The organism is Streptomyces sp. NPDC026522, assembly GCF_055567555.1.
In genome coordinates this window covers 176,857-197,977 of sequence record NZ_JBVHQF010000012.1, presented here as the reverse complement: position 1 = coordinate 197,977, position 21,121 = coordinate 176,857, and the positions used below count along the sequence as shown (strand labels likewise).

General features: G+C 74.0%; 18 protein-coding genes. 3 read left to right on the top strand and 15 right to left on the bottom strand.

All coding sequences use genetic code 11. The features are described from left to right. Window positions 1-57: 57 nt before the first annotated feature. The 3 genes from ACZ4M3_RS28570 to ACZ4M3_RS28560 all read right to left on the bottom strand — a co-directional run bounded on the left by ACZ4M3_RS28570 (window position 58) and on the right by ACZ4M3_RS28560 (window position 2,583). Window positions 58-1,689 (bottom strand): CHAP domain-containing protein, encoded by a 1,632-nt coding sequence (locus ACZ4M3_RS28570; RefSeq protein WP_467737385.1) that lies wholly within the window; start codon window positions 1,687-1,689, stop codon window positions 58-60. A 209-nt stretch (window positions 1,690-1,898) separates the two neighbouring features. Then, window positions 1,899-2,066 carry a hypothetical protein gene (locus ACZ4M3_RS28565; RefSeq protein ID WP_467737384.1) on the bottom strand — a complete coding sequence of 56 codons (168 nt, stop codon included), beginning with the start codon at window positions 2,064-2,066 and terminating at the stop codon, window positions 1,899-1,901. Window positions 2,067-2,223: 157 nt separating this feature from the next. Then, a complete protein-coding gene (locus ACZ4M3_RS28560) occupies window positions 2,224-2,583 on the bottom strand; it encodes a hypothetical protein (protein WP_467737382.1) in 360 nt (119 codons plus the stop codon). 156 nt (window positions 2,584-2,739) lie between these two features. On the opposite strand from ACZ4M3_RS28560, the gene ACZ4M3_RS28555 reads away from it, so the two are divergent. Continuing rightward, window positions 2,740-3,741: a LuxR C-terminal-related transcriptional regulator gene (locus tag ACZ4M3_RS28555; RefSeq protein WP_467737380.1), complete on the top strand. Its 1,002-nt coding sequence runs from the start codon at window positions 2,740-2,742 to the stop codon at window positions 3,739-3,741. Window positions 3,742-3,761: 20 nt separating this feature from the next. Here ACZ4M3_RS28555 and sigJ read toward each other — a convergent pair whose 3' ends face one another. The 3 genes from sigJ to ACZ4M3_RS28540 all read right to left on the bottom strand — a co-directional run bounded on the left by sigJ (window position 3,762) and on the right by ACZ4M3_RS28540 (window position 6,731). Further along, window positions 3,762-4,652 (bottom strand): RNA polymerase sigma factor SigJ, encoded by an 891-nt coding sequence (sigJ, locus tag ACZ4M3_RS28550; protein ID WP_467737378.1) that lies wholly within the window; start codon window positions 4,650-4,652, stop codon window positions 3,762-3,764. Between the two features lie 100 nt (window positions 4,653-4,752). Then, window positions 4,753-5,697 (bottom strand): alpha/beta fold hydrolase, encoded by a 945-nt coding sequence (locus ACZ4M3_RS28545; RefSeq protein WP_467737376.1) that lies wholly within the window; start codon window positions 5,695-5,697, stop codon window positions 4,753-4,755. A 341-nt stretch (window positions 5,698-6,038) separates the two neighbouring features. After that, window positions 6,039-6,731 (bottom strand): metal-dependent transcriptional regulator, encoded by a 693-nt coding sequence (locus ACZ4M3_RS28540; protein WP_453355643.1) that lies wholly within the window; start codon window positions 6,729-6,731, stop codon window positions 6,039-6,041. Window positions 6,732-6,974: 243 nt separating this feature from the next. Between ACZ4M3_RS28540 and ACZ4M3_RS28535 the strand changes: the two genes are divergently transcribed. Further along, the gene (locus ACZ4M3_RS28535; protein ID WP_467737374.1) at window positions 6,975-7,730 is read left to right on the top strand and encodes an SIS domain-containing protein; all 756 of its coding nucleotides are present in this window, start codon (window positions 6,975-6,977) and stop codon (window positions 7,728-7,730) included. A 78-nt stretch (window positions 7,731-7,808) separates the two neighbouring features. On the opposite strand, the gene ACZ4M3_RS28530 is transcribed toward ACZ4M3_RS28535, so the two are convergent. Next, a complete protein-coding gene (locus tag ACZ4M3_RS28530; protein ID WP_467737372.1) occupies window positions 7,809-9,170 on the bottom strand; it encodes a PAS domain-containing protein in 1,362 nt (453 codons plus the stop codon). 500 nt (window positions 9,171-9,670) lie between these two features. Next, on the bottom strand, window positions 9,671-10,333 hold the full coding sequence (gene pdxH, locus ACZ4M3_RS28525) for a pyridoxamine 5'-phosphate oxidase (protein ID WP_467737371.1): 663 nt from the start codon (window positions 10,331-10,333) through the stop codon (window positions 9,671-9,673). 200 nt (window positions 10,334-10,533) lie between these two features. Here pdxH and ACZ4M3_RS28520 point away from each other — a divergent pair, with 200 nt between their 5' ends. Continuing rightward, window positions 10,534-11,640: a citrate synthase 2 gene (locus ACZ4M3_RS28520; protein ID WP_453355639.1), complete on the top strand. Its 1,107-nt coding sequence runs from the start codon at window positions 10,534-10,536 to the stop codon at window positions 11,638-11,640. A 72-nt stretch (window positions 11,641-11,712) separates the two neighbouring features. Here the strand turns inward: ACZ4M3_RS28520 and ACZ4M3_RS28515 are convergent, their stop codons facing one another. The 7 genes from ACZ4M3_RS28515 to ACZ4M3_RS28485 all read right to left on the bottom strand — a co-directional run bounded on the left by ACZ4M3_RS28515 (window position 11,713) and on the right by ACZ4M3_RS28485 (window position 21,097). Beyond that, window positions 11,713-12,327 (bottom strand): TetR/AcrR family transcriptional regulator, encoded by a 615-nt coding sequence (locus ACZ4M3_RS28515; protein WP_467737369.1) that lies wholly within the window; start codon window positions 12,325-12,327, stop codon window positions 11,713-11,715. Then, complete coding sequence (locus ACZ4M3_RS28510) at window positions 12,315-13,052, bottom strand: enoyl-CoA hydratase family protein (protein ID WP_467737367.1); 738 nt, start codon at window positions 13,050-13,052, stop codon at window positions 12,315-12,317. The genes ACZ4M3_RS28515 and ACZ4M3_RS28510 overlap by 13 nt, the downstream gene beginning before the upstream one ends. 723 nt (window positions 13,053-13,775) lie before the next feature. Then, entirely contained in the window at window positions 13,776-14,939 is a 1,164-nt protein-coding gene (locus ACZ4M3_RS28505) for an acyl-CoA dehydrogenase family protein (RefSeq protein ID WP_467737365.1), read from the bottom strand. Continuing rightward, the gene (locus ACZ4M3_RS28500; protein WP_467737363.1) at window positions 14,936-16,900 is read right to left on the bottom strand and encodes an acetyl/propionyl/methylcrotonyl-CoA carboxylase subunit alpha; all 1,965 of its coding nucleotides are present in this window, start codon (window positions 16,898-16,900) and stop codon (window positions 14,936-14,938) included. The genes ACZ4M3_RS28505 and ACZ4M3_RS28500 overlap by 4 nt, the downstream gene beginning before the upstream one ends. A gap of 8 nt (window positions 16,901-16,908) precedes the next feature. Beyond that, window positions 16,909-18,507 (bottom strand): acyl-CoA carboxylase subunit beta, encoded by a 1,599-nt coding sequence (locus ACZ4M3_RS28495; RefSeq protein WP_467737361.1) that lies wholly within the window; start codon window positions 18,505-18,507, stop codon window positions 16,909-16,911. Then, window positions 18,504-20,285, bottom strand: coding sequence for an acyclic terpene utilization AtuA family protein (locus ACZ4M3_RS28490; RefSeq protein WP_467737359.1), 1,782 nt, complete (start codon window positions 20,283-20,285; stop codon window positions 18,504-18,506). The genes ACZ4M3_RS28495 and ACZ4M3_RS28490 overlap by 4 nt, the downstream gene beginning before the upstream one ends. Then, a complete protein-coding gene (locus tag ACZ4M3_RS28485; protein WP_467737357.1) occupies window positions 20,282-21,097 on the bottom strand; it encodes a TIGR03084 family metal-binding protein in 816 nt (271 codons plus the stop codon). The genes ACZ4M3_RS28490 and ACZ4M3_RS28485 overlap by 4 nt, the downstream gene beginning before the upstream one ends. Between the last annotated feature and the right edge of the window lie 24 nt (window positions 21,098-21,121).

The following is a 21,121-nucleotide window of genomic DNA, read 5'->3' as shown; positions in this document are numbered from 1 at the left end:
CCGGCGGGGCCGGGCGGCTCGGGGGTGGTGCTCAGGTGTTCAGGCGGGCTCGGGTGCTCACACGGTGGGGAGCTTCGCCGTGAAGGCGGTCGGGACGCTGACCACGTCGTCGAAGCTGAGCTTGCCCGCGCCGAACTGGTCGGCGGCCATGGCCTTCTTCTTGCCGCCGGTGACCTGCCAGACGGTGTTGCCGTCCGGCGACAGCAGCATGGTGCCGTCGGCCGGGGCGGCCTTCGCGGCCGCCGACTTCAGCCACTCGCCCGGAGCCCCCTCCAGCGGACGCTTGTCGTAACCGAAGCCGGTGAAGTCCGCGTAGGACAGCGGCACCGCCACCCCGCCCGCCATCACGTAGACCGTCGAATCCGCGCCCGAGGCGTCCTTCACGATCGTGCCGTTGGCGACCTGTGCGGCGACCGTCGAGGCGAGCCAGCCGCCGGGGACGCCCATCAGGGAGCGCTTGTCGTAGCCGTTGGCGGTCCATTCGGCCGCCGAGATGTGCACGGCCGCACCGTTGACCATGACGTAGCGGGCCGGGTCGGTGCCCGCCTGGTCCATCAGGACGGTGCCGGTCGAGGGGACCTTCTTCGCGGCGGCCTTCAGCCACTCGCCCGGAACGCCCATCAGGGTCTGGGTGTTGTACTCGTCGGCGGTCCATTCGGCGCCCGAGATGTAGAGGGCCGCGCCGTCGACCATGACGTAGCGATTCGGGTCCTTGCCGGTCTGGTCCATCACCACGATGCCGGTCGTCAGCTTCCGCTGCGCGGCGTTCTGCAGCCAGGCGGTCGGAACGCCCATGTCGGGACGGACGTTGTAGCCGGCCGCGGTCCAGTCCTCGGCGCCGATCAGCAGCGCCGTACCGTCGATGATCACGTAGCGGTTGGCGCCGCCCGCCTGGTCGTGCACCACGGTGCCGGAGGCCGGGGCGCTCGGCAGGGACCGGAAGGCCGTGTCGTCCACGATCACGATCTTGCTCAGGTCGTACTTGTCCGGGGTGACGTCGGAGGCCGCCACCGGAATGCCCGCACCGTTGATCATGACCTTGACGTCGGGGCCGCTCTGCGACTTCACCAGCGTGCCGGCGGGCAGCGAGGACGGGTTGGGGAGCGACGGGGTGTTGCTGCCGGCCGGCGAGACGTACCCGCTGATCCGCTGGCCCCAGGGAGCCGAACCCACGCTGTAGCTGGAGGTGCTGTTGGTGCTGACGTGGCCGGGCCTGGCGCCCTGGTTGCCGCCGGTGATGGTGACCGTACCGCCGGAGACCCCGGTCACCAGGGCAACGTGGTCGGCGTAGTCGCTGCCGTTGTAGTTGTAGACGACCGCGTCACCGACGTGCGGGGTGCTGGAGATCGTCCCGTACTTCTTGCCGTAGTCCATGAAGCTGGCCGCTCTGTCGTCCAGGGAGGACAGGCCGGTGACCCCGTTGCGGGCCCAGACCCAGCCCGCGAAGTCCGCACACCAGGCGTGGGCCGTGGTGGTGCCGCCGTAGCAGCTGCTGGACTGGTTGGGGCCGCCGACGTAACCGCCGTGGGCACATGCGCTGTTGCCGTTCTCGGCGCGGGCCGTGGCCGAGATGCCGTCGGTCAGCGGCGAGGCGCTGGCAGGGGCGGAGCCGACCGCGGTGAGCACGGTGACGGCCAGGGCGGAGGCCGAGGTGAGGCGGATGGCGGTGGCCTTGAGGGCGCGGGACATGACGGAGCTCCTGAGGGCGTGAAGTGAAGTTCGGAGGGGCGCTGCGGTGGCCGCAGGCCGGGCCTGGCGAAGGCCGGAAGGAGGAGGGGCGCCGCGCCGTGGTCACGCGGACGGCTGCCCTGCAGGAGCAGCTGTCGGACGGGTGGGCCAGGGGGCGCCGGGTGGAGCGGTGGGGCAAGTGGGGCAAGTGGGGCTGAGCCTGGCGGGCGTTACTCCCAGACGGTGGTGGACTTGCCGGCCGGGGCGATCTCCCACACGGTGGTGGCGGTGGTGTGGGTGGTGTGGCCGGCGGTCAGCTGGGAGGCCACTGCGGGAGCGAGGGCGGCGAGGGCGAAGGTGGTGACCGCGGCGGCCTGGGCGAAGCGGGTGCGGAGCATGGCAGTGGTCCTTTGCGAGAGCTGGGGCGAAGAGGTTCCGGTGTCCGGATTCGCGTCCCGCGGTGACGTCTCGTCCGGTGTCGCCTGCCGGGTCCGTTTGCTGTTCCCTGCTGGCGATCACTACTTTCGTCGCAGCTCAGAGCGGGTGGAAGGGCTTTCAGGTGGACGGAAACGGCCCTGGACCGATCCGGCCAGGACGGCCGGATGCGGCCTCCAGGAGCCGCTCGTAGTACGGCGTCACGAGGGGCGCGCCGACCCGGCCGACCGACCACCCGCACAGCTCGGGCACCGCCCTCGTCGCACGGTGGCACAGCGCTTCCGCGCGGCGCTCAGCCTCCTCCAGGCCGTCCGCGAGCAGATAGACCCCGAGGACGGGGGACGGCTGTGCGTGCGGGTGCGCGGACACGTGCTCCACCGGCATGTCGGCAGGCGCCAGCGCGCGTACGAGATCGGCCGCCTGCGGCGGGAGCGCGGCTTGCGCGAACGGAGCGCGCAGGCCCACGTGAATGAGATACATGCGCACCACTCTTGCGAACTACCGCGACCGGCCACAGGGCTCTGACCTGGACCGTTGGGGTCGTGGACGGAACCGTCCACACACTTTGCACACAGGTCACGGCGTGCGACGATGCAGTCACCTTGATCGAAAAGGGCTCACACGGGGGGAACCGCTGTGCTCGCCACTCTCGGCCTCGACGCCACGTCGGAGGCCGTCTACCGCGCCATGCTCGCTCACCCGACGGAGGGAGTGCGGGCGCTCGCCGACCGTCTCGCCACGCCCGAGGCGGACATCCGGCGCTGCCTGGACAACCTCAGCGAACTCGCCCTGGTCCGGCCGTCGTACGAGCGCCAGGGGCAGCTGCGCGCGGTGTCGCCCGAGGTCGGCATGGAACTCCTCATGGCGCGCCAGCAGGCCGAACTCGCCGCCCAGCAGCTGCGGATCGAGGCCTCGCGGGCGGCGGCGACGCAGCTCATCGCCGAGTTCGCCGACCTGACACCGGCCTCGTCCAGCCCGGGTGTGGAGCAGCTGCTGGGCCTGGACGCCATCCGGGACCGGATCGCGGGCCTGGCGCGGGAGGCGCGCACCGATCTGATGACCTTCGCACCGGGCGGCGGGCACCGTGCGGAGAGCCTGGAGGCGTCGAAGCCCAACGACCTGGCGCTGCTCGACCGGGGCGTGCGGATGCGCTCGCTCTTCCTCGACAGCGTCCGCAACAGCCAGACGACGGTGGCCTACGCGGCCTGGCTGGGTGAACTCGGCGGCGAGGTGCGGACCGCTCCGGAGCTGCCCACCCGGCTGATGATCTTCGACCGGTCGACCGCGGTCATCCCGGTCAGCAGCGAGGACAGCGCGGCGGGCGCGGTGGTGCTCACCGGGCAGGGCACGCTGATGGCCCTGTGCGCGCTCTTCGACAACGTCTGGGGCGCCGCACGCCCGCTGGGGACGGCCGAGCCGGTACGGGACGAGGGCGGCCTCAGCCCGCAGGAGACCACCGTCATCCGGCTGCTGGCCCAGGGTCTGACCGACGAGGCGATCGCCAAGCGGCTGGCGGTCTCCCCGCGCACCGCCCGCCGGCTGGCCACGGACCTGATGGACCGGCTGAACGCCCGCAGCCGCTTCGAGTTCGGCGTACGGGCGGTCCAGCGCGGCTGGCTGCCGCACGCGGCGGACTGAGACCGACCGGTCCCGGACCGCTACGAATCGGCCTCGATGCCGGCCAGGTCCAGGGAGGACAGGCGGTCGGGGTTGCCGATGGCGGTGATGGCGACGATCAGGCCGTCGGTGACGGTGAAGGCCATGACCGAGAGCGGGCGGCCGTTCGTGGAGACGACGACGCCCGCGGCGCCGTTGACGAGCGCCGGGCGGACGAACGGCGCGAGCCCGCTGAACATGAGTGCCTGACCGGCCACCGTCCGGGCGCCGCTCAGCACGACCGTGTGGCGGGTGCGGCCCGCGGCGCCGTCGGAGCGCAGCACGATGTCGGGGTGCAGCACCGAGACGAGCGCGTCGAAGTCGCCTTCGCGGGCGGCGGCGAAGAACGCGTCGACCACGCGCCGCTGCGCGCCCAGGTCGGGGTCCGGGGCCGGGGCCTGGCCCTGGACCCGGCGGCGGGCGCGGCTCGCCAACTGCCGCACCGCGGCCGGGGTCTTGTCGAGCATCGGGGCGATCTCGTCGAAGGGCACGGCGAACATGTCGTGCAGGACGAAGGAGAGCCGCTCGGCGGGCGACAGCGACTCCAGCACCACCAGCAGGGCCAGCCCGACCGAGTCCGCCAGCATCGCCTGCTGCTCGGGGTCGGTCACCCTCTCGCGGCTGACGACGGGGTCGGGGATGAAGGTCTCCAGCGGATCCTCGCGCCGGGTCGCACGCGAGCGCAGGGCATCCAGGCACAGCCGGGACACCACGGTCGTCAGCCACCCGCCGAGGTTCTCCACCGCGCCGACGTCACTTCGCCCGAGTCGCAGCCAGGCCTCCTGCACGGCGTCCTCGGCCTCGCCGAGGGAACCCAGCATCCGGTAGGCCACGGCCTTCAGGTGCGCACGGTGCTCCTCGAACCGTCCGGCCAGCAGTTCGTGCTCGTCCACGTCTCGCCTTCCCCCTCCACCGCGCCCCGCCTGCGGGAGCCGCCTGCTACGCATCCTGGGCCCTGGCGCGCGCGAACCCCAGGCGGTATCGGCGAGTCCGTCAGGAAAGGGCCCTGACGCCGTCGAGGAACGGCTCCAGCACCGCGCGCCAGGCGGCCGGCTGGTCGTAGTGCAGGTAGTGGCCCGCATCCGGGATCTCGGCGTACCGGCCGGCCGGGAGGACGCGGACCATCTCCTGGGCTTCGGCGCGGCCCAGTTCGCCATCGAGCCCGCGCACGACCAGCGTCGGGCAGCGGACCTGGGCCAGTTCCTCCCAGTGCGCGTCATGGACCCACGTCTCGCGGGCGGTCAGCATCTGGCGGCGGGAGAAAAGGGGGCGCCAGCCGTCCTCGGCCTGGTGCATGACCTCGGCGAAGAACGCGCCGCGGCCGGGATCGGGGCGGTCCACCCGGGGGTCGTCCTCGCCGAACCAGCGGCGGGCCGCGTCCTGGGTGGGGAAGGGCAGCGGCCAGCGGCGGAACCAGTCCTCCCACTCCCGCTGCGAGGCCTCGCCGAGGGCGGAGGCCCGCATGTCGCAGATGACCAGGGCCTCGACCAGCTCCGGGCGGCGGGCCGCGAGCTGCCAGGCGGTGAGGGCGCCCATGGAGTGGCCGATCAGGGTGACGGGGGCGAGGCCGAGCTGTTCGACGGCGGCCTCGGCATCGGCGACGAAGGCCTCGCGCCCGAAGGCCTCGGGGGCGCCGGGGGTGTCGGGGGCGCCCGGGGCATCTGCGGTGCCGGGGGCGTCGCGGCGGCCCGGGGGGCGGCCGCTCTGGCCGTGGCCGCGCTGGTCCAGGGCCACGACCCGGCGGTGCTCGGCCAGCCAGCGGGCGGTGCCGGCCCAGTGCATGGCGCGGCCCATCAGACCGTGGAGTAACAGGACCGCGGGCCGCTCGGCTTCCTCGGGCGCGCGGCGTTCCCCACAGGTCTCCCGGCCCGGTGCGAAGAACTCCCAGGCGGCCAGGCGTACGCCGTCGGCCCCTGTGACATCGATGCGCTGTACCACCGCAGATGCACCCCCTTCGATCCCCGCCAGGGTATCGAACCCGTATTCGAAAACGGCGTTCTCGCCGACAACACCGCTCTTTCGAGTGACCTTGCTCAAGGATTGGCCGCCGCTGCCGATGGAGATCCTTTCAACAGGGAGGCGGGCCGCTCGGGGAAGACGGTCCGAAGGGGATGACCTTGAGAGCTCGGGGCTCCAGGTCAGTCGGGGAGGACAGGTCCCGGCGCCGAAAGGCGCCGGGACCGTTTATTACCGCTCCGGTGCCCTCATCGTCGGCATCGACACGCGGAAGGTTCCACCCGATTTCCGGCCGGCACGCCAGCGCGTGGTGCTGGTGTCCGTCAGCGCTTGGCGACGAACACGTGCGAGGCGACCTCCGCGCCCAGCTCCGCCGCCTCGCCGCCGCTGCCGACCAGCACCCCGCCCGGCGACTCCGTCACGCTCACCACCGAGCCGGGCTGCACACCCGCCCGCCGCAGCGTGTACATCAGCTGCGCGTCGGTCTGGATCGGCTCGCCGATCCGGCGCACCACGACGGTCTTGCCCTCGCTGCCCGGGTCCAGCTCCGAGAGGCTGACCATGCCGTCCTCCAGGAACGGGTCCGCCTCGGCCTTCTCGCCCAGCTCCTCCAGTCCCGGGATCGGGTTCCCGTACGGCGACTCGGTCGGGTGGCGCAGCAGCTCCAGCACCCGCCGCTCCACCGCCTCGCTCATCACGTGCTCCCAGCGGCAGGCCTCGGCGTGCACCTGCTCCCACTCCAGGCCGATGACGTCGACGAGCAGGCACTCGGCCAGCCGGTGCTTGCGCATCACGCGCGTCGCCAGCCGCCGCCCCTCCTCCGTCAGCTCCAGGTGCCGGTCACTGGCCACGGCCACCAGGCCGTCGCGCTCCATCCTGGCGACCGTCTGGCTGACCGTCGGGCCGCTCTGATCGAGCCGCTCGGCGATCCGGGCGCGCATCGGGACCACACCTTCCTCTTCCAGCTCGAGGATGGTGCGGAGGTACATCTCCGTGGTGTCGATCAGTCCGGACATTCGTGCCCCTCGGATTGCGTGCGCTGGCCCTGTGCCCAATTCTGACGCATCGGGCCGACAACCGTCCCGTGCCGGAGGTCGGGGCCGCGGCAGGACATCCGCCCCGGGCCCCTCCCACCCCCGCGGACCTTTCGTCCCACGGACTCACGTTCGTATTGACACGCCCTTGGTCCAGACCGCACGGTGAGCGGCGGACACCGACGCAACCCACCCGCACCCCACCCCTGGAAGGGCCTTCGGCGTATGAGCGAGAGCAAGCTGGCCGGGCAGTTCTTCGACGCCGCCATCGCCCTGCTGGAGCGGGTGCGGGACGAGGAAGCCGGGCCGATCGGTGCGGCGGGGGCCGCCGTCGCCGACGCCGTCGCCGCCGGGAAGCGGCTCTTCGCCTTCGGCGCCGGGCACTCCTCGCTGCCCGCCCAGGACGTGGTCTACCGGGCCGGCGGACTGGCCCTGATGAACTTCCTCGCCGTACCCGGCACCGCGGGCATCGACGTCATGCCTGCCACCCTCGGCAGTGCCCTGGAGCGCGTCGACGGCCTCGCCGCCGCCGTCCTGGACAGCAGCCCGGCCGCCGAGGGCGACGTCCTCGTGATCATCTCCCTCTCGGGGCGCAACGCCCTGCCGGTCGAGATGGCCATGAACGCCCGCGCGATCGGCCTCAAGGTCATCGGCGTGACCTCGGTGGCGTACGCGACCGGGACCCGGTCGCGGCACGCGTCGGGCACCTTCCTCAAGGACCACTGCGACATCGTCCTGGACAGCAAGATCGCGGTAGGTGACGCCGAGCTCAGCCTCGACGGCATCGACGCCCCCTTCGCCCCCGCCTCCACCGTCGTGACCAGCGCGGTCATGCAGGCCGTGATGGCGGCGGCGGCCGGCGAGCTGGCCGCGCGCGGGATCGAGCCGCCGCTGCTGCGCTCGGGCAACGTGGACGGCGGCCACGAGTGGAACGGCCGCGTGATGCAGGAGTACGGCGACCGGATCTTCTTCCGCCACTGAGGCGTCACTGGGGGCCGTCCGGCGGATCGGCGGCCGGACGAGCCCCTCAGGCCTCTCAAGCCCCGCAGGGCCCGCGGCTCAGCGGTCCGCCGGGCGGCCCGCCGGGCGCCGGGCCAGGTCCAGGTCCGCGGCGACCCGGGACGCCACCTCCTCCGCGTACAGGGCGTCCGCGCGCTCGAAGGCGGGTCGCGACGGGCCCCGCAGGAAGGTCAGCGCCCCCAGGGTCCGGCCCCGGCTGCGCAGCACCGTGCACAGCGCGTGCGCCGCGTCCGGGGGCCAGTGCCGGGCCCGCGCCCACTCCTCGGGCGGCTCCCCCGGCGGGACGCTGGCCCGCACCGGGCCGATCCGGTCCAGCGCCTGCAGCGCCGGGTGCATCCCCGGGTACCGCACCGGGATCGCACCCGGCGCCGGCAGCAGCAGGGTCTGCCCCGACGCCGACACGGCCGAGCGGACGAGCCGCCTGCGCCGCCCCGGGACGGCCGGCTCCGGCTCCGGCCCCTCCAGTACGTCGAGTACGTCCACCAGCGCGTGCTCCGCGAAGCCGGCCAGGGCGAAGTCCAGCCGAACGGCGGCCGCCTCCGCCGGGTCCTCGCACTCGGCGGCGGCCCGCCCGGCCCGGTAGAGCTGGTTGGACCGGAACCGCAGCTGCCCGGTGTCCAGCTCGGCCCGCCTGGCCTCGGTGACGTCCTGGAACAGCCAGCCGACCCCGAGCGGCACCGGCTCCTCCGCCAGCGGCGAGGCCAGCCGCAGGAACCCGGAGCGCCAGCACCGCCGCCTCACCCCCTCGGGTGTGCGGACCGACACCCACAGCTCCAGGGGCGCCGGCGGGGCCCCCTCCGCCAGCACGTGCTGGAGCGCGCCCTCCAGCTCCTCGACGCCCTGCGCCAGCAGCTCCCCGAGCGGCCGCCCCAGCAGCGCGGTGCGCCCGGACCCGAAGGCCCGGGCGGCGTGGAGGTTGACCACCGCCGGGCGTAAGTCGACGTCGACCAGGACGACCCCCCAGGAGGCGTCCTCCAGCAGCGCCTCGCTCAGCGCGATGGACCGCTCCAGGTCGATCTGCGCGTGCACCTCGCTGAACGCGCAGTAGACGCCCGCCGGTTTGCCGTCCGCGCCCGGTACCCCGGCGGACTGGGTCCGTACCAGGACCCGGCCGCCGGCCTTGGTCAGCAGCGCGAACTCGTGGACGTGCCGGCCCGGCGAGTCCTGGGCGGACATCAGCCGGTCCTCCACGTCGTGCGCGTCGGCGGCGCGCACCGCCCACCCGGCGAACCCGCGCCGGCCGACCGCCTCGGCGGCGGTCCAGCCCAGGATCCGCTCGGCCTCGCGGTTCCAGTGGGTGATCACGCCGTCGGCGTCGAACGCGCACAGGGCCGCGTCCATCCCGTCCAACAGCGCTGCGAGCAGATCGTCGGTGGTCTCGTCACGTCCGGAAACACTCACCTGGCACCCCCTGCAGGTGTTCGCGTATGCGGCACGTCAGATCATTGAACTGGAACGTGACGCAGCCCACACCCCCTTCCCGGAATCGTCCCGTTTTTTCCTTTCCGGCCGCCCGGCCGGAGCTCGCCGGATAAATACCTTGAGCGAGCCGGAACGGGCTCGTAGGCTCTGCGGTACACGAGAAGGGAGGTGGTTCCCGAAATGTACGGAAACCGGACGCGTGAGGTGGCTGCGGGCTAAAGCGCCCGTCGTCGCACGCACCCAGTGCGGTGCCCGGCGGGAACGCCAGGCGCCAATCCCAAGCAGTCACCCGACCCGCGGGCTCGCCGGTACGTCCGGCCGGCTCCTCTCACTGCAGGAGAGGATCCCGAGCCCGCGGGTCGTCTGCGTTCCACGGCCCCCAAGGCCTCCAGCGCCCGGCCGCCAGGACCCGGAGCCTTCTGGACCGGGGGGCCTTCTGGACCGGGGCCTCCGGCGCCCGGGGCCTTCCGGGCGGACGCCTACGGGCAGAGCCGCTCGACGCGCCAGCCCCCGCCCTCGCGGACGTAGCGCAGCCGGTCGTGCAGCCGGTTCTCGTGGCCCTGCCAGAACTCCACCGCGTCGGGCACCACCCGCAGGCCGCCCCACTCCGGCGGCACCGGCACCTGCTCGCCCTCCGGGTAGCGCTCCGCCAGCTCCGCGTACCGCCGGTCCAGCTCCGCGCGGGAGCCGATCACCTGGGACTGCGCGCTCGCCCAGGCGCCGAGCTGCGAGCCGTGCGGCCGGGAGCGGAAGTAGGCGGCCGTCTCGTCGCGGCCGATCCGCGCGGCCGTGCCGGTCACGCTGACCTGGCGGGAGATCGGGTGCCAGGGGAAGAGCAGCGACACGTACGGGTTCTCGGCGATCTCGCGGCCCTTGCGGGAGCCGTAGTTCGTGAAGAAGACGAAGCCCCGCTCGTCGAACTGCTTGAGCAGTACCGTGCGGGAGCTGGGACGGCCGTCGGCGGTCGCGGTGGAGACGACCATCGCGTTGGGTTCGAAGAGGTGCGACGCGGCGGTCTGCCGGAACCACAGCGCGAACTGCTGCATCGGGTCCCCGGCGAGGCTCTCCTCGTCGACGATCTCGGAGCGGTAGTGCTTGCGCATGGTGGCGGGATCAAGGTCCTGGTGGGTCACGCGGGCCATCCTGCCGCAGTATGACTGCCGGGGGTGTGCCGTATGTCACGCTTCCGCAGGCCAAGCGGAGCGGACAAAATCTTGGGGCCGGTCCGAGGGTCCCCGCACGGATGACCATCGGCCGTGCCGGGCATCAACGGGGATGACCGCGCCGGACCGCGAATCACGCCGGGAGCCGCGCGTGTTCGCACTATCTGAGGAGCCGCCTGATGTCCGACTTCGTACCCGGGCTCGAAGGGGTCGTCGCGTTCGAGACGGAGATCGCCGAGCCCGACAAGGAGGGCGGGTCCCTCCGCTACCGGGGGGTGGACATCGAAGACCTGGTCGGCCACGTCTCCTTCGGGAACGTGTGGGGCCTGCTGGTCGACGGTGCCTTCAACCCCGGTCTGCCGGCCGCCGAACCCTTCCCGATCCCCGTGCACTCGGGTGACATCCGGGTCGACGTGCAGTCCGCGCTGGCGATGCTGGCCCCCGTGTGGGGTCTGAAACCGCTGCTCGACATCGACGAGCGGACGGCGCGGGACGACCTGGCGCGGGCGGCCGTGATGGCGCTGTCCTACGTCGCCCAGTCCGCCCGCGGCCAGGGCCTGCCGATGGTTCCGCAGAAGGAGATCGACAAGGCCGAGTCCGTGGTCGAGCGGTTCATGATCCGCTGGCGGGGCGAGCCGGACCCCCGGCACGTCAAGGCCGTCGACGCGTACTGGACCTCCGCCGCCGAGCACGGCATGAACGCCTCCACCTTCACCGCGCGGGTGATCGCCTCGACCGGCGCCGATGTGGCGGCGGCGCTCTCCGGCGCCGTCGGCGCGATGTCCGGGCCGCTGCACGGCGGGGCGCCGTCCCGGGTCCTCGGCATGATCGAGGAGATCGAGCGCACCGGCGACGCCGTGGCGTACGTGAAGAAGGCCCTGGACAAGGGCGAGCGGCTGATGGGCTTCGGGCACCGGGTCTACCGGGCCGAGGACCCGCGCGCCCGCGTGCTGCGGCGGACCGCCAAGGAACTGGACGCGCCGCGCTACGAGGTGGCGGCCGCGCTGGAGAAGGCGGCGCTGGAGGAGCTGCACGCGCGCCGTCCCGACCGGGTGCTCGCGACGAACGTGGAGTTCTGGGCGGCGATCATGCTGGACTTCGCGGAGGTCCCGGCGCACATGTTCACCTCGATGTTCACCTGCGCGCGGACTGCGGGCTGGTCGGCGCACATCCTGGAGCAGAAGCGCACGGGCCGCCTGGTGCGCCCGTCGGCCCGCTACATCGGGCCGGGCCAGCGGGATCCGCGGGACATCCAGGGCTACGCGGACATCGCCGAGACGGCCTGATCCGCGCCCGCGACACCGGGCGCCGCACCCCGGTCGGGGTGCGGCGCCCGGTGCGTGTCGGGGCATGAGGTTTCAGGGCCCGAGCGCCGCGTCCAGGATGCGGGCCCACTGTGTGACGACCCGGGCCCGACGGGCGGTGTCGTCGGACAGGACGTTGGCCAAGCCGAGTCCCCGGGCCATGTCCAGGAGGCCCTGCACGGTTTCCCGTACGCCCGGCACCGACTCGTCCGCGCCGAGCAGTTCGACGGCGATGCGGTGGGTCTCGCGGCCGACGCGGGCTTCGAGTCCGCCGACGTGCGGGCGCAGTTGGTCCTCGTTGGAGGCGGCGACCCACAGTTGGAGGGCGGCCCGGAAGAGCGTGCCGGTGTACAGGTCGACCAGGGCCGCCACGACGGCCGCGCGGGGGGCCGGGCCCGCGTGGAACAACTCGCGCAGGGCGGTGGACCGTTCCTCGGCGACGTGCTCCACAGCGGCCGTGAACAGCTTCTCGCGGGTCGGGAAGTGGTGCTGGGCCGCGCCGCGCGAGACCCCGGCCCGTTCGGCGACGACGGCGACCGTGGAGCCGGCCCAGCCGTGTTCGGCGAGGCAGGAGACGGCCGCCTCCAGGAGGTGGCGGCGGGTGACGCGGCTGCGGGCCTGCTTGGGGCCGGCCGCGGGACCTGGCCCGGGCCCGGTCACCGTGCCCATGACGGTTCCCGGCGTTCGAAGCGGGCGGTGATCCCCTCGCGGGCCTCGGCGGAGGCGAAGTGGCGGGCCGACAGCTCGGTCAGGGCTGCGCCGTCGGCGGCGAGGGCCGCCCGGACCGGCGCGGTCAGCAGCCGTTTCGTCGCGGCGAGGGCCTCGGGACCGGCTTTGCGCAGGCCCGCGAGGACGGGAGCGAGCACCTCGTCGACGTCCGGGCCGTGCAGGGTGAGCAGCCCGATCCGGGCGGCCTCCGCGGCGTCGAAGGCCTCGGCGGTCAGGAAGTAGCGGGCCGCGGCGCGCGGGTCCAGGCGCGGCAGCAGCGGCGCGGAGATGACGGCCGGTACGACGCCGAGGTGGGTCTCGGTGAAGGCGTACGTGGAGTTCGGCCCGGCGGCGGCGATGTCGCAGGCGCCGAGCAGCCCGAGGCCGCCCGCCCGGACGTGTCCGTCAACGCGCCCCACGACGGGTTTGGGGAGCTCCGCGACCTCCTGGAGCAACGCCAGGAAGTCGGCCGGGTCGCAGGGGGACTTGAGGTCGGCGCCGGAGCAGAAGGTGGTGCCGGTGTGGGTGAGGACGACGGCGCGGACCGCCGGGTCCGCGGCCGCCCCGGCGAGGGCCGCGCGCAGCTCGCCGACGAGGGCGGCGGAGAGCGCGTTGCGGTTGGCCGGGGAGTCGAGGGTGAGCGTGGTGATGCCGGTCGCCTGGCCGGCGTGCACGAGTGGGGCCATGTCTCCTCCGGAGGGGCTGGGCCGGTCGGGGGTCCTCCCCGGTGGGAGGGTATGCGGCCCCGCCCCCTGCCCGCCAAGCCAGCCCCGGCGAAGCCGGTGGCGGGCTGGGGGTTGCGGCTGGCCGCGCGCGACCCGGAGCGGCGGGCCGGGCCCGGACCGGCCGCCCCGGCACGGACCGGTCGCGGACCGGCACGAGCCGGGAACGGGAACGGAGTGCGCGGGCCGGGACCGCCCCGGCACGGACCGGTCGCGGACCGGCACAAGCCGGAACCGGGAACGGAGTGCGCGAACCGGCCGCCCCGGCACCGACCAGTCGCGGACCGGCACAAGCCGAAAACGGGAACGGAGTGCGCGAACCGGCCGCCCCGGCACCGACCAGTCGCGGACCGGCACAAGCCGAAAACGGGAACGGGGTGCGCCAACCGGCCGCCCCGGTACCGACCGGCGCCGGCCACTGGGCGGCTCGCCCGCATGCCACGGCTCCACCCCTGCGGGGTGGGGCGCCGTGGCGGACCACCGGCCGCAGTTGCCGCCGGCCGCCACCCCGGCCGGGGTGGCGTACAGCAGCGGCCGCCCGTTGCGGCGTGCGGGGCACGCGTGCACGCCGGTGGAACCCGGTCACGGCCGACGGACTGGCCGCCACCCCGGCCGGGGTGCCGTACGGACCGGCCGTCCGGACCGGCCGGGCACGCGGGCGCGCGACGGGTCGCGTGTGCGGCGGCGTCAGTAGGACTTGGGCAGGCCCAGGGTCTGGTGGGAGACGAAGTTGAGGATCATCTCCCGGCTGACCGGGGCGATCCGGGCCACCCGGGAAGCGGTGATGAGGGAGGCCAGGCCGTACTCGCGGGTGAGGCCGTTGCCGCCCAGGGTGTGCACGGACTGGTCCACCGCCCGTACGCAGGCCTCGGCGGCGGCGTACTTGGCCATGTTGGCCGCCTCGCCCGCGCCCATGTCGTCGCCCGCGTCATACAGCAGCGCGGCCTTGCGCATCATCAGGCCGGCCAGTTCCAGTTCGATGTGCGACTGGGCCAGCGGGTGGGCGACGGCCTGGTGGGCGCCGATGGGCTCCTTCCACACCTGACGGGTCTTGGCGTAGTCCACCGCTTTGGCGAGGGCGTACCGGCCCATGCCGATCGCGAACGCGGCCGTCATGATCCGCTCCGGGTTGAGCCCGGCGAAGAGTTGGAGCAGCCCCGCGTCCTCTTCGCCGACCAGCGCCTCGGCGGGCAGCCGGACCTCGTCCAGCACCAGCTCGAACTGCTTCTCCGCCGCCTGGAGTTCCATGTCGATGACGGAGCGGGAGAAGCCGGGCGTGTCCCGGGGCACGATGAACAGGCAGGGCTTGAGCCGGCCGGTCCTGGCGTCCTCGGTGCGGCCGACGATCAAGGTGGCGTCCGCGATGTCCACGCCCGAGATGAAGACCTTGCGGCCGCTCAGCACCCACGAGTCCCCGTCCCGGCGGGCGGTGGTGGTGATGCGGTGGGAGTTGGACCCGGCGTCGGGTTCGGTGATGCCGAAGGCCATGGTGCGGGTGCCGTCGGCGAGACCGGGGAGCCAGGCCCGCTTCTGGGCCCCGGTGCCGAAGCGGGCTATCACCGTGCCGCAGATGGCGGGCGAGACGACCATCATCAGCAGCGGACAGCCGGCGGCGCCCAGCTCTTCCAGGACGATGGAGAGCTCGGTGATGCCGCCGCCCCCGCCGCCGTATTCCTCGGGAAGACTGACCCCCAGGTAGCCGAGCTTGGCCGCGTCGGCCCACAGTTCGTCGGGGTGCCGGCCCTCGCGGGCGGTGCGGGCCAGGTACTCGCGGCCGTAGCGCTGCCCGAGGGCGGCGACGGCGGCGCGCAGCGCCTGGTGCTCTTCGGATTCCACAACGGGGTTGCTCATGCTGGCGTTTCCTCCTGGACTACGGCGAGCAGGGCGCCGAATTCGACCTGTTGGCCGGTTGCGGCGTGGAGCGCGGTGAGCGTGCCGGAGGCGGGCGCGACGATGCGGTGTTCCATCTTCATGGCCTCCAGCCAGAGCAGGGGCTGTCCGGCGGTGACGGCGCAACCGGGGGCGAGGCCCTCGGCGACGCGGACGACGGTGCCGGGCATGGGGGCGAGCAGGGAGCCGGGTTCGGTGCGGTCCTCGGGGTCCGCGAACCGGGGCAGCCGGGTCAGGGTGTGGGCGCCCAGCGCTCCGTCCACGTAGACCTCCGCGGCCCCGACACCCCCCTTGTTCGATTTGTGTTTCACGTGGAACACGCCCCGGACACCGTCCACTTCGAGGGTGACGAGCCCCGGCTCCACGGCCAGGACGCGGACCCCGGGATGGTCGACGGGCTCCGGCGGCCCGCTGCGGGCCGGGTGGTACCGGACCTCGTACTCGGCGCCGTCCACGGCGTAGCGCCGCACCTGCGGCTGCGAGCGCAGGTTGCGCCAGCCCCCGAGGCGGCCCGCGAGCGGGGCGTCCGGGGCCGGGGCCGCGTCGGAGAGGGCGGCGGCGATCGCGGCCACGGAGGCGGCCCGCTCCGCACCCGGGGCGGGCTCGGTGAGGGCCGCGAGGTGGCGTCCGTAGAACCCGGTGTCGAGCCGTCCGGCGGTGAACTCCGGATGCCGCAGGGACCGTACGAGGAGCTCCCGGTTGGTGGTCAGGCCGTGGATCCGCGCTCCGGCGAGGGCGTGGGCGAGGGTGCGGACGGCCTCGGCCCGGGTCGGGGCGTGGGCGACGACCTTGGCCAGCATCGGGTCGTAGTGCACGCCGACGCCGTCCCCGTCCGCGAACCCGGTGTCCACGCGGACCTCGCCGGGCACGGCGAGGGTGTGCAGCACCCCGGTCTGCGGCCGCCAGTCCCGGGCGGGATCCTCCGCGTACAGGCGGGCTTCGACGGCGTGTCCCGCGGGCTCGGGGGGCTGCGGCGCCAGCGCGGTGCCCTCGGCGATCCGCAGCTGGAGGGCGACGAGGTCGAGCCCGAAGACGGCCTCGGTGACGGGGTGTTCCACCTGGAGTCGGGTGTTCATCTCCAGGAAGTACGGGCGCCCGTCGGCGGTGACGAGGAACTCGACGGTGCCCGCGCCCCGGTAGGAGACGGCCCGGGCGGCGGCCACGGCGGCCTGGTGGAGGCGCTCGCGCAGGGATTGCGGCAGGCCGGGCGCGGGCGCCTCCTCGATGACCTTCTGGTGGCGCCGCTGGAGGGAGCAGTCGCGGGTGCCGAGCGCCCAGACGGTGCCGTGGGCGTCGGCCAGGATCTGCACCTCCACGTGGCGGCCCTGCTCGATGTAGGGCTCGGCGAACACCTCGTCGTCACCGAAGGCGGAGCGGGCCTCGGCGCGGGCGGCCTCCAGCTCCTCCTTGAGCCGGTCCGGGTCCCGTACGACGCGCATCCCGCGGCCGCCGCCGCCCGCCGCGGCCTTCAGCAGCAGGGGCAGGTCGGTCGCGGTGGCGCCGGCCGGGTCGACGGGATCCAGGAGCGGTACCCCGGCGGCGCGCATGAGTTCCTTGGCCCGGGTCTTGGAGGCCATGGCCTCGATCGCCTCGGGGGGCGGGCCGATCCAGGTCAGCCCGGCGTCGCGGACGGCGCGGGCGAAGCCGGCGTTCTCGGAGAGGAACCCGTAGCCGGGGTGGACGGCGTCGGCGCCCGCGGCGAGGGCCGCCGCAACGATCAGGTCGGCGCGCAGATAGGTGTCGGCGGGGGCGGTGCCGGGCAGCCGTACGGCCGCGTCGGCGCTGCGCACGTGCAGGGCGTCGGTGTCGGCGTCGGAGTGGACGGCGACGGTGGCGAGGCCCAGGGCGCGGGCGGTACGGAAGATCCGTACGGCTATCTCGCCCCGGTTGGCGACGAGGACGGACGTCAGGGTCAGGGTCATCTGCGGGCTCACATCCGGAAGACGCCGAAGCCGCCACGGGCGCCCTCGACGGGGGCGTTGTGGACGGCCGACAGGCACAGGCCGAGGACGGTACGGGTGTCGCGCGGGTCGATGACCCCGTCGTCGTACAGCCGCCCGGACAGGAACATCGGCAGGGACTCGGACTCGATCTGCGCCTCCACGAAGGCGCGCATCCCGGCGTCGGCCTCCTCGTCGTAGGGCTGCCCCTTGGCGGCGGCCGACTGCCGGGCCACGATCGACAGCACCCCCGCCAGCTGCGCGGGTCCCATGACGGCCGACTTGGCGCTGGGCCAGGCGAAGAGGAACCGGGGCTCGTAGGCCCGGCCGCACATGCCGTAGTGGCCGGCGCCGTAGCTGGCCCCGATGAGCACGGACAGGTGCGGGACCCGGGAGTTGGAGACCGCGTTGATCATCATCGAGCCGTGCTTGACGATGCCGCCCTGCTCGTACTCCTTGCCGACCATGTAACCGGTGGTGTTGTGGAGGAACAGCAGCGGGATGTCGCGCTGGTTGGCGAGCTGGATGAACTGGGCCGCCTTCTGCGACTCCGCGCTGAACAGGACCCCTTGGGCGTTGGCGAGGATGCCGACCGGATAGCCGTGCAGGGTGGCCCAGCCGGTGACCAGGCTGGTGCCGTAGAGGGGCTTGAACTCGTCGAAGTCGGAGGCGTCCACGATCCGGGCGATGACCTCGCGCGGGTCGAAGGGGGTCCGCAGGTCCGCGGGGACGATGCCGAGGAGCTCCTCCGGGTCGTACAGCGGCTCGGGGGCGGCCGGCGGGTCCTGGTGCGGCTTGCGGTGGTTGAGCCGGGCGACGATCCGGCGGGCCTGACGGATGGCGTCGTGCTCGTCCAGGGCGTAGTGGTCGGCGAGGCCGGAGGTCCGCGCGTGCATGTCGGCCCCGCCGAGGGACTCGTCGTCGCTCTCCTCACCGGTGGCCATCTTCACCAGGGGCGGGCCGCCGAGGAACACCTTCGAACGGTCCTTGATCATGACGGTGTGGTCGGACATCCCGGGGATGTAGGCGCCCCCGGCGGTGGAGTTGCCGAAGACGACGGCGACCGTGGGGATGCCCTCGGCCGACAGCCGGGTGATGTCGCGGAAGACGGCGCCGCCCGGGATGAAGATCTCCTTCTGGGAGGGCAGGTCGGCGCCGCCGGACTCGACCAGGCTGACGCAGGGCAGCCGGTTCTGCCGGGCGATCTCGTTGGCCCGCAGGGCCTTCTTGAGGGTCCAGGGGTTACTGGCGCCGCCGCGGACGGTGGGGTCGTTGGCGGTGATCAGGCACTCGACGCCCGCCACGGTGCCGATGCCGGTGACCATCGAGGCGCCGACCGGGTAGTCACTGCCCCAGGCGGCGAGCGGGGACAGTTCGAGGAACGGCGTGTCGGGGTCCAGCAGCAGCTCGACGCGCTGGCGGGCCAGGAGTTTGCCGCGGCCGAGGTGGCGGGCGGTGTACTTCTCGCCGCCGCCGCGCAGGGCGTGGGCGTGTTCCGTGTCGAGCTCGGCCAGCCGGGCCAGCGCGGCGGCGCGGGCCGCGGTGTGCTCGGCGGCGTTCGGGTCGACGGTCGTGGTCAGGCGGGTCATGAGCCGGTCCCCTCCGGGGCGGACAGCAGGTGGTCCGGTATGTCGAGGTGGCGGGCGCGCAGCCATTCGCCGAGCGCCTTGCCCTGGGGGTCGAAGCGGTGGGCGGAGGCGACGCCTTCGCCGAGGATGCCGATGATCGTGAAGTTGAGGGCGCGGAGTGCGGGCAGGACGTGCCGGGTGACGGGCAGGTCCGCGGTCTCGGGCAGCAGCGCCCGCAGCGCCCCGGTGGTCAGCGTGCGCCGCAGCCAGGCCCAGGCGTCGTCGCTCTCGGCCCAGACCCCGATGTTGGCGTCCCCGCCCTTGTCCCCGCTGCGCGCGCCGGCCACCCGCCCGAGCGGCGCCCTGGTGGTGGACCCGGCCCACGCCGGCGGCTCGGGCCCGAGCCCGTCCGGCTCCGGCGGCACCCCGGGGGATGCGGGCGCCGGCGGCTCGGGCCCGAGCCCGTCCGGCTCCGGCGGCACCCCGGGGGATGCGGGGTGCGCGGGGGCGGCCGGGACGCGGACGCGGGTGCCGTCCGGGAGGACCGCCGTGTGCGGGACCTCGGCGGCCGGTACGGAGTCCGCGGTGAAGACGCCGTACGGCTGGGCCGGCGCCGGCGGCGCCGTGACGTGGAAGCCCGGGTAACTGCCCAGCGCCAGCTCGACGGCCGCCGAGGTCAGCGACCGGCCCACCCGGTCAGGGGACGGGTCCCGCACCACCAGGCGCAGCAGCGCACTCGCCGTCTCCTGGGTCGGCGCGTCCACGTGGTCCGTGCGGGACAGGGTCCACTCCACGACGGACACCTCGCTCAGGGCGTCCGCGAGTTGCGCCCGGACCAGCTCGGCCTTCTCCTCGATGTCGAGGCCGGTCAGTACGAACACCACCTCGTTGCGCCAGCCCCCCACCCGGGTCACCCCCACCTTGAGGGTGTCCGGCGGCGGCTCCCCCAGGACGCCCGAGATCCGCACCCGGTCCGGGCCGGCCGGCTCCAGCCGGACGGTGTCCAGCCGGGCCGTCACGTCCGGGCCGGGGTAGCGCACGCCGTGGGTCTCGTAGAGGAGCTGCGCCGTGACGGTGCCGGGGGTGACGGCCCCGCCCGTCCCCGGGTGCTTCGTGATCACCGACGAGCCGTCTTCGGCGACCTCCGCGAGCGGGAACCCGGGCCGGCCCACGTCGTGCCGGGTGAAGAAGGCGTAGTTGCCGCCGGTGGCCTGCGTCCCGCACTCCAGGACGTGTCCCGCCACCACCGCCCCCGCCAGCCGGTCGAAGTCGCCCGGCGCCCAGTCGAACCACCAGGCGGCCGGCCCGCTGACCAGCGCCGCGTCCGTGACCCGGCCGGTGACGACCACGTCCGCGCCCGCCCGCAGACAGGCTGCGATCCCCGCCCCGCCGAGATAGGCGTTGGCGGTCAGGGCGTCCCCGCGCCCGGACGCGTACGGCGTCAGGTCGTCGCCCTCGACGTGCGCCACCGCCACCGGGACGCCCGCCTTCGCGGCCAGCTCGCGGATCGCGCCGGCCAGGGCGGCCGGGTTGAGGCCGCCCGCGTTGGTGACGATCCGGACGCCCCGCTCGTGCGCGAGGCCCAGGTTCTCCTCTAACTGGCGCAGGAAGGTCTTCGCGTAGCCGAGGTCCGGGTCCTTCAAGCGGTCGCGGCCGAGGATCAGCATGGTCAGCTCGGCCAGGTAGTCCCCGGTCAGGACGTCCAGCGGGCCGCCGGTCAGCATCTCGCGCACCGCTTCGAAGCGGTCCCCGTAGAAGCCGGAGGCGTTGCCGATCCGCAGCGGCCGGCGCCCGGTCACCGGGAGCCCTCCCGGCCGGCCGCCGAGGGCTCGCGGCCGGGGCCCGGCGGGCCGGCGAAGGCCTGGGCGAGGTCCAGCCAGCGGTCGGCGTCGGGGCCGGTGGCCGTCAGCGCGAGGTCGGCGCGGTGGGCCCGCCGGGTGACCAGCAGGCAGAAGTCCAGCGCCGGCCCGGTGACCCGCTGACCGGCGTCCTCCGGGCCGAACACCCAGGTCCCGGTGGTGTCCGGGGCGTGCAGTTCCACCCGGAACTGCCCGTCCGGCGCGGGCAGGCCCCGTACCGCGTACGCGTAGTCGCGCGCCCGCACCCCGATCCGTGCGACGTGCCGCAGCCGGGCCGTCGGGGTGCGCCGTACGCCCAGCGCGTCGGCGACGTCCTGCCCGTGCGCCCAGGTCTCCATCAGCCGGGCGCTCGCCATCGACGCGGCCTTCATCGGCGGCCCGTACCAGGGGAAGCGGGCCCCGGGGTCGGCGGCGGCGAGGGTCAGGTCGAGCGCGGCCCGCCCCGCGCGCCAGCGGGCCAGCAGCTCGGCGGCGCCCAGCAGCGCCCCCTCGGCGGCGCCCTCGTCCACGAAGGTGTCGGGGGCCTTCCCCGCCTCCTCGGCCATGACCGCGAAGCCCTGGGCGTCGGTGAGGGCGAGCAGCGAGGCCCGGTCGGTCCAGTGCAGGTGGGCGATCTGATGGGCCACGGTCCACCCGGCGGCGGGCGTGGGCGCCGCCCACCCGCCCTCGGGCAACTCCCCTACCAGCGAGTCGAGTTCGGCCCCCTCCGCGCGGAGATCGGCGAAGACGGCGACAGCGGACGGATCGGGCACGGTGCGCTCCCCTTCTCGGCGTGG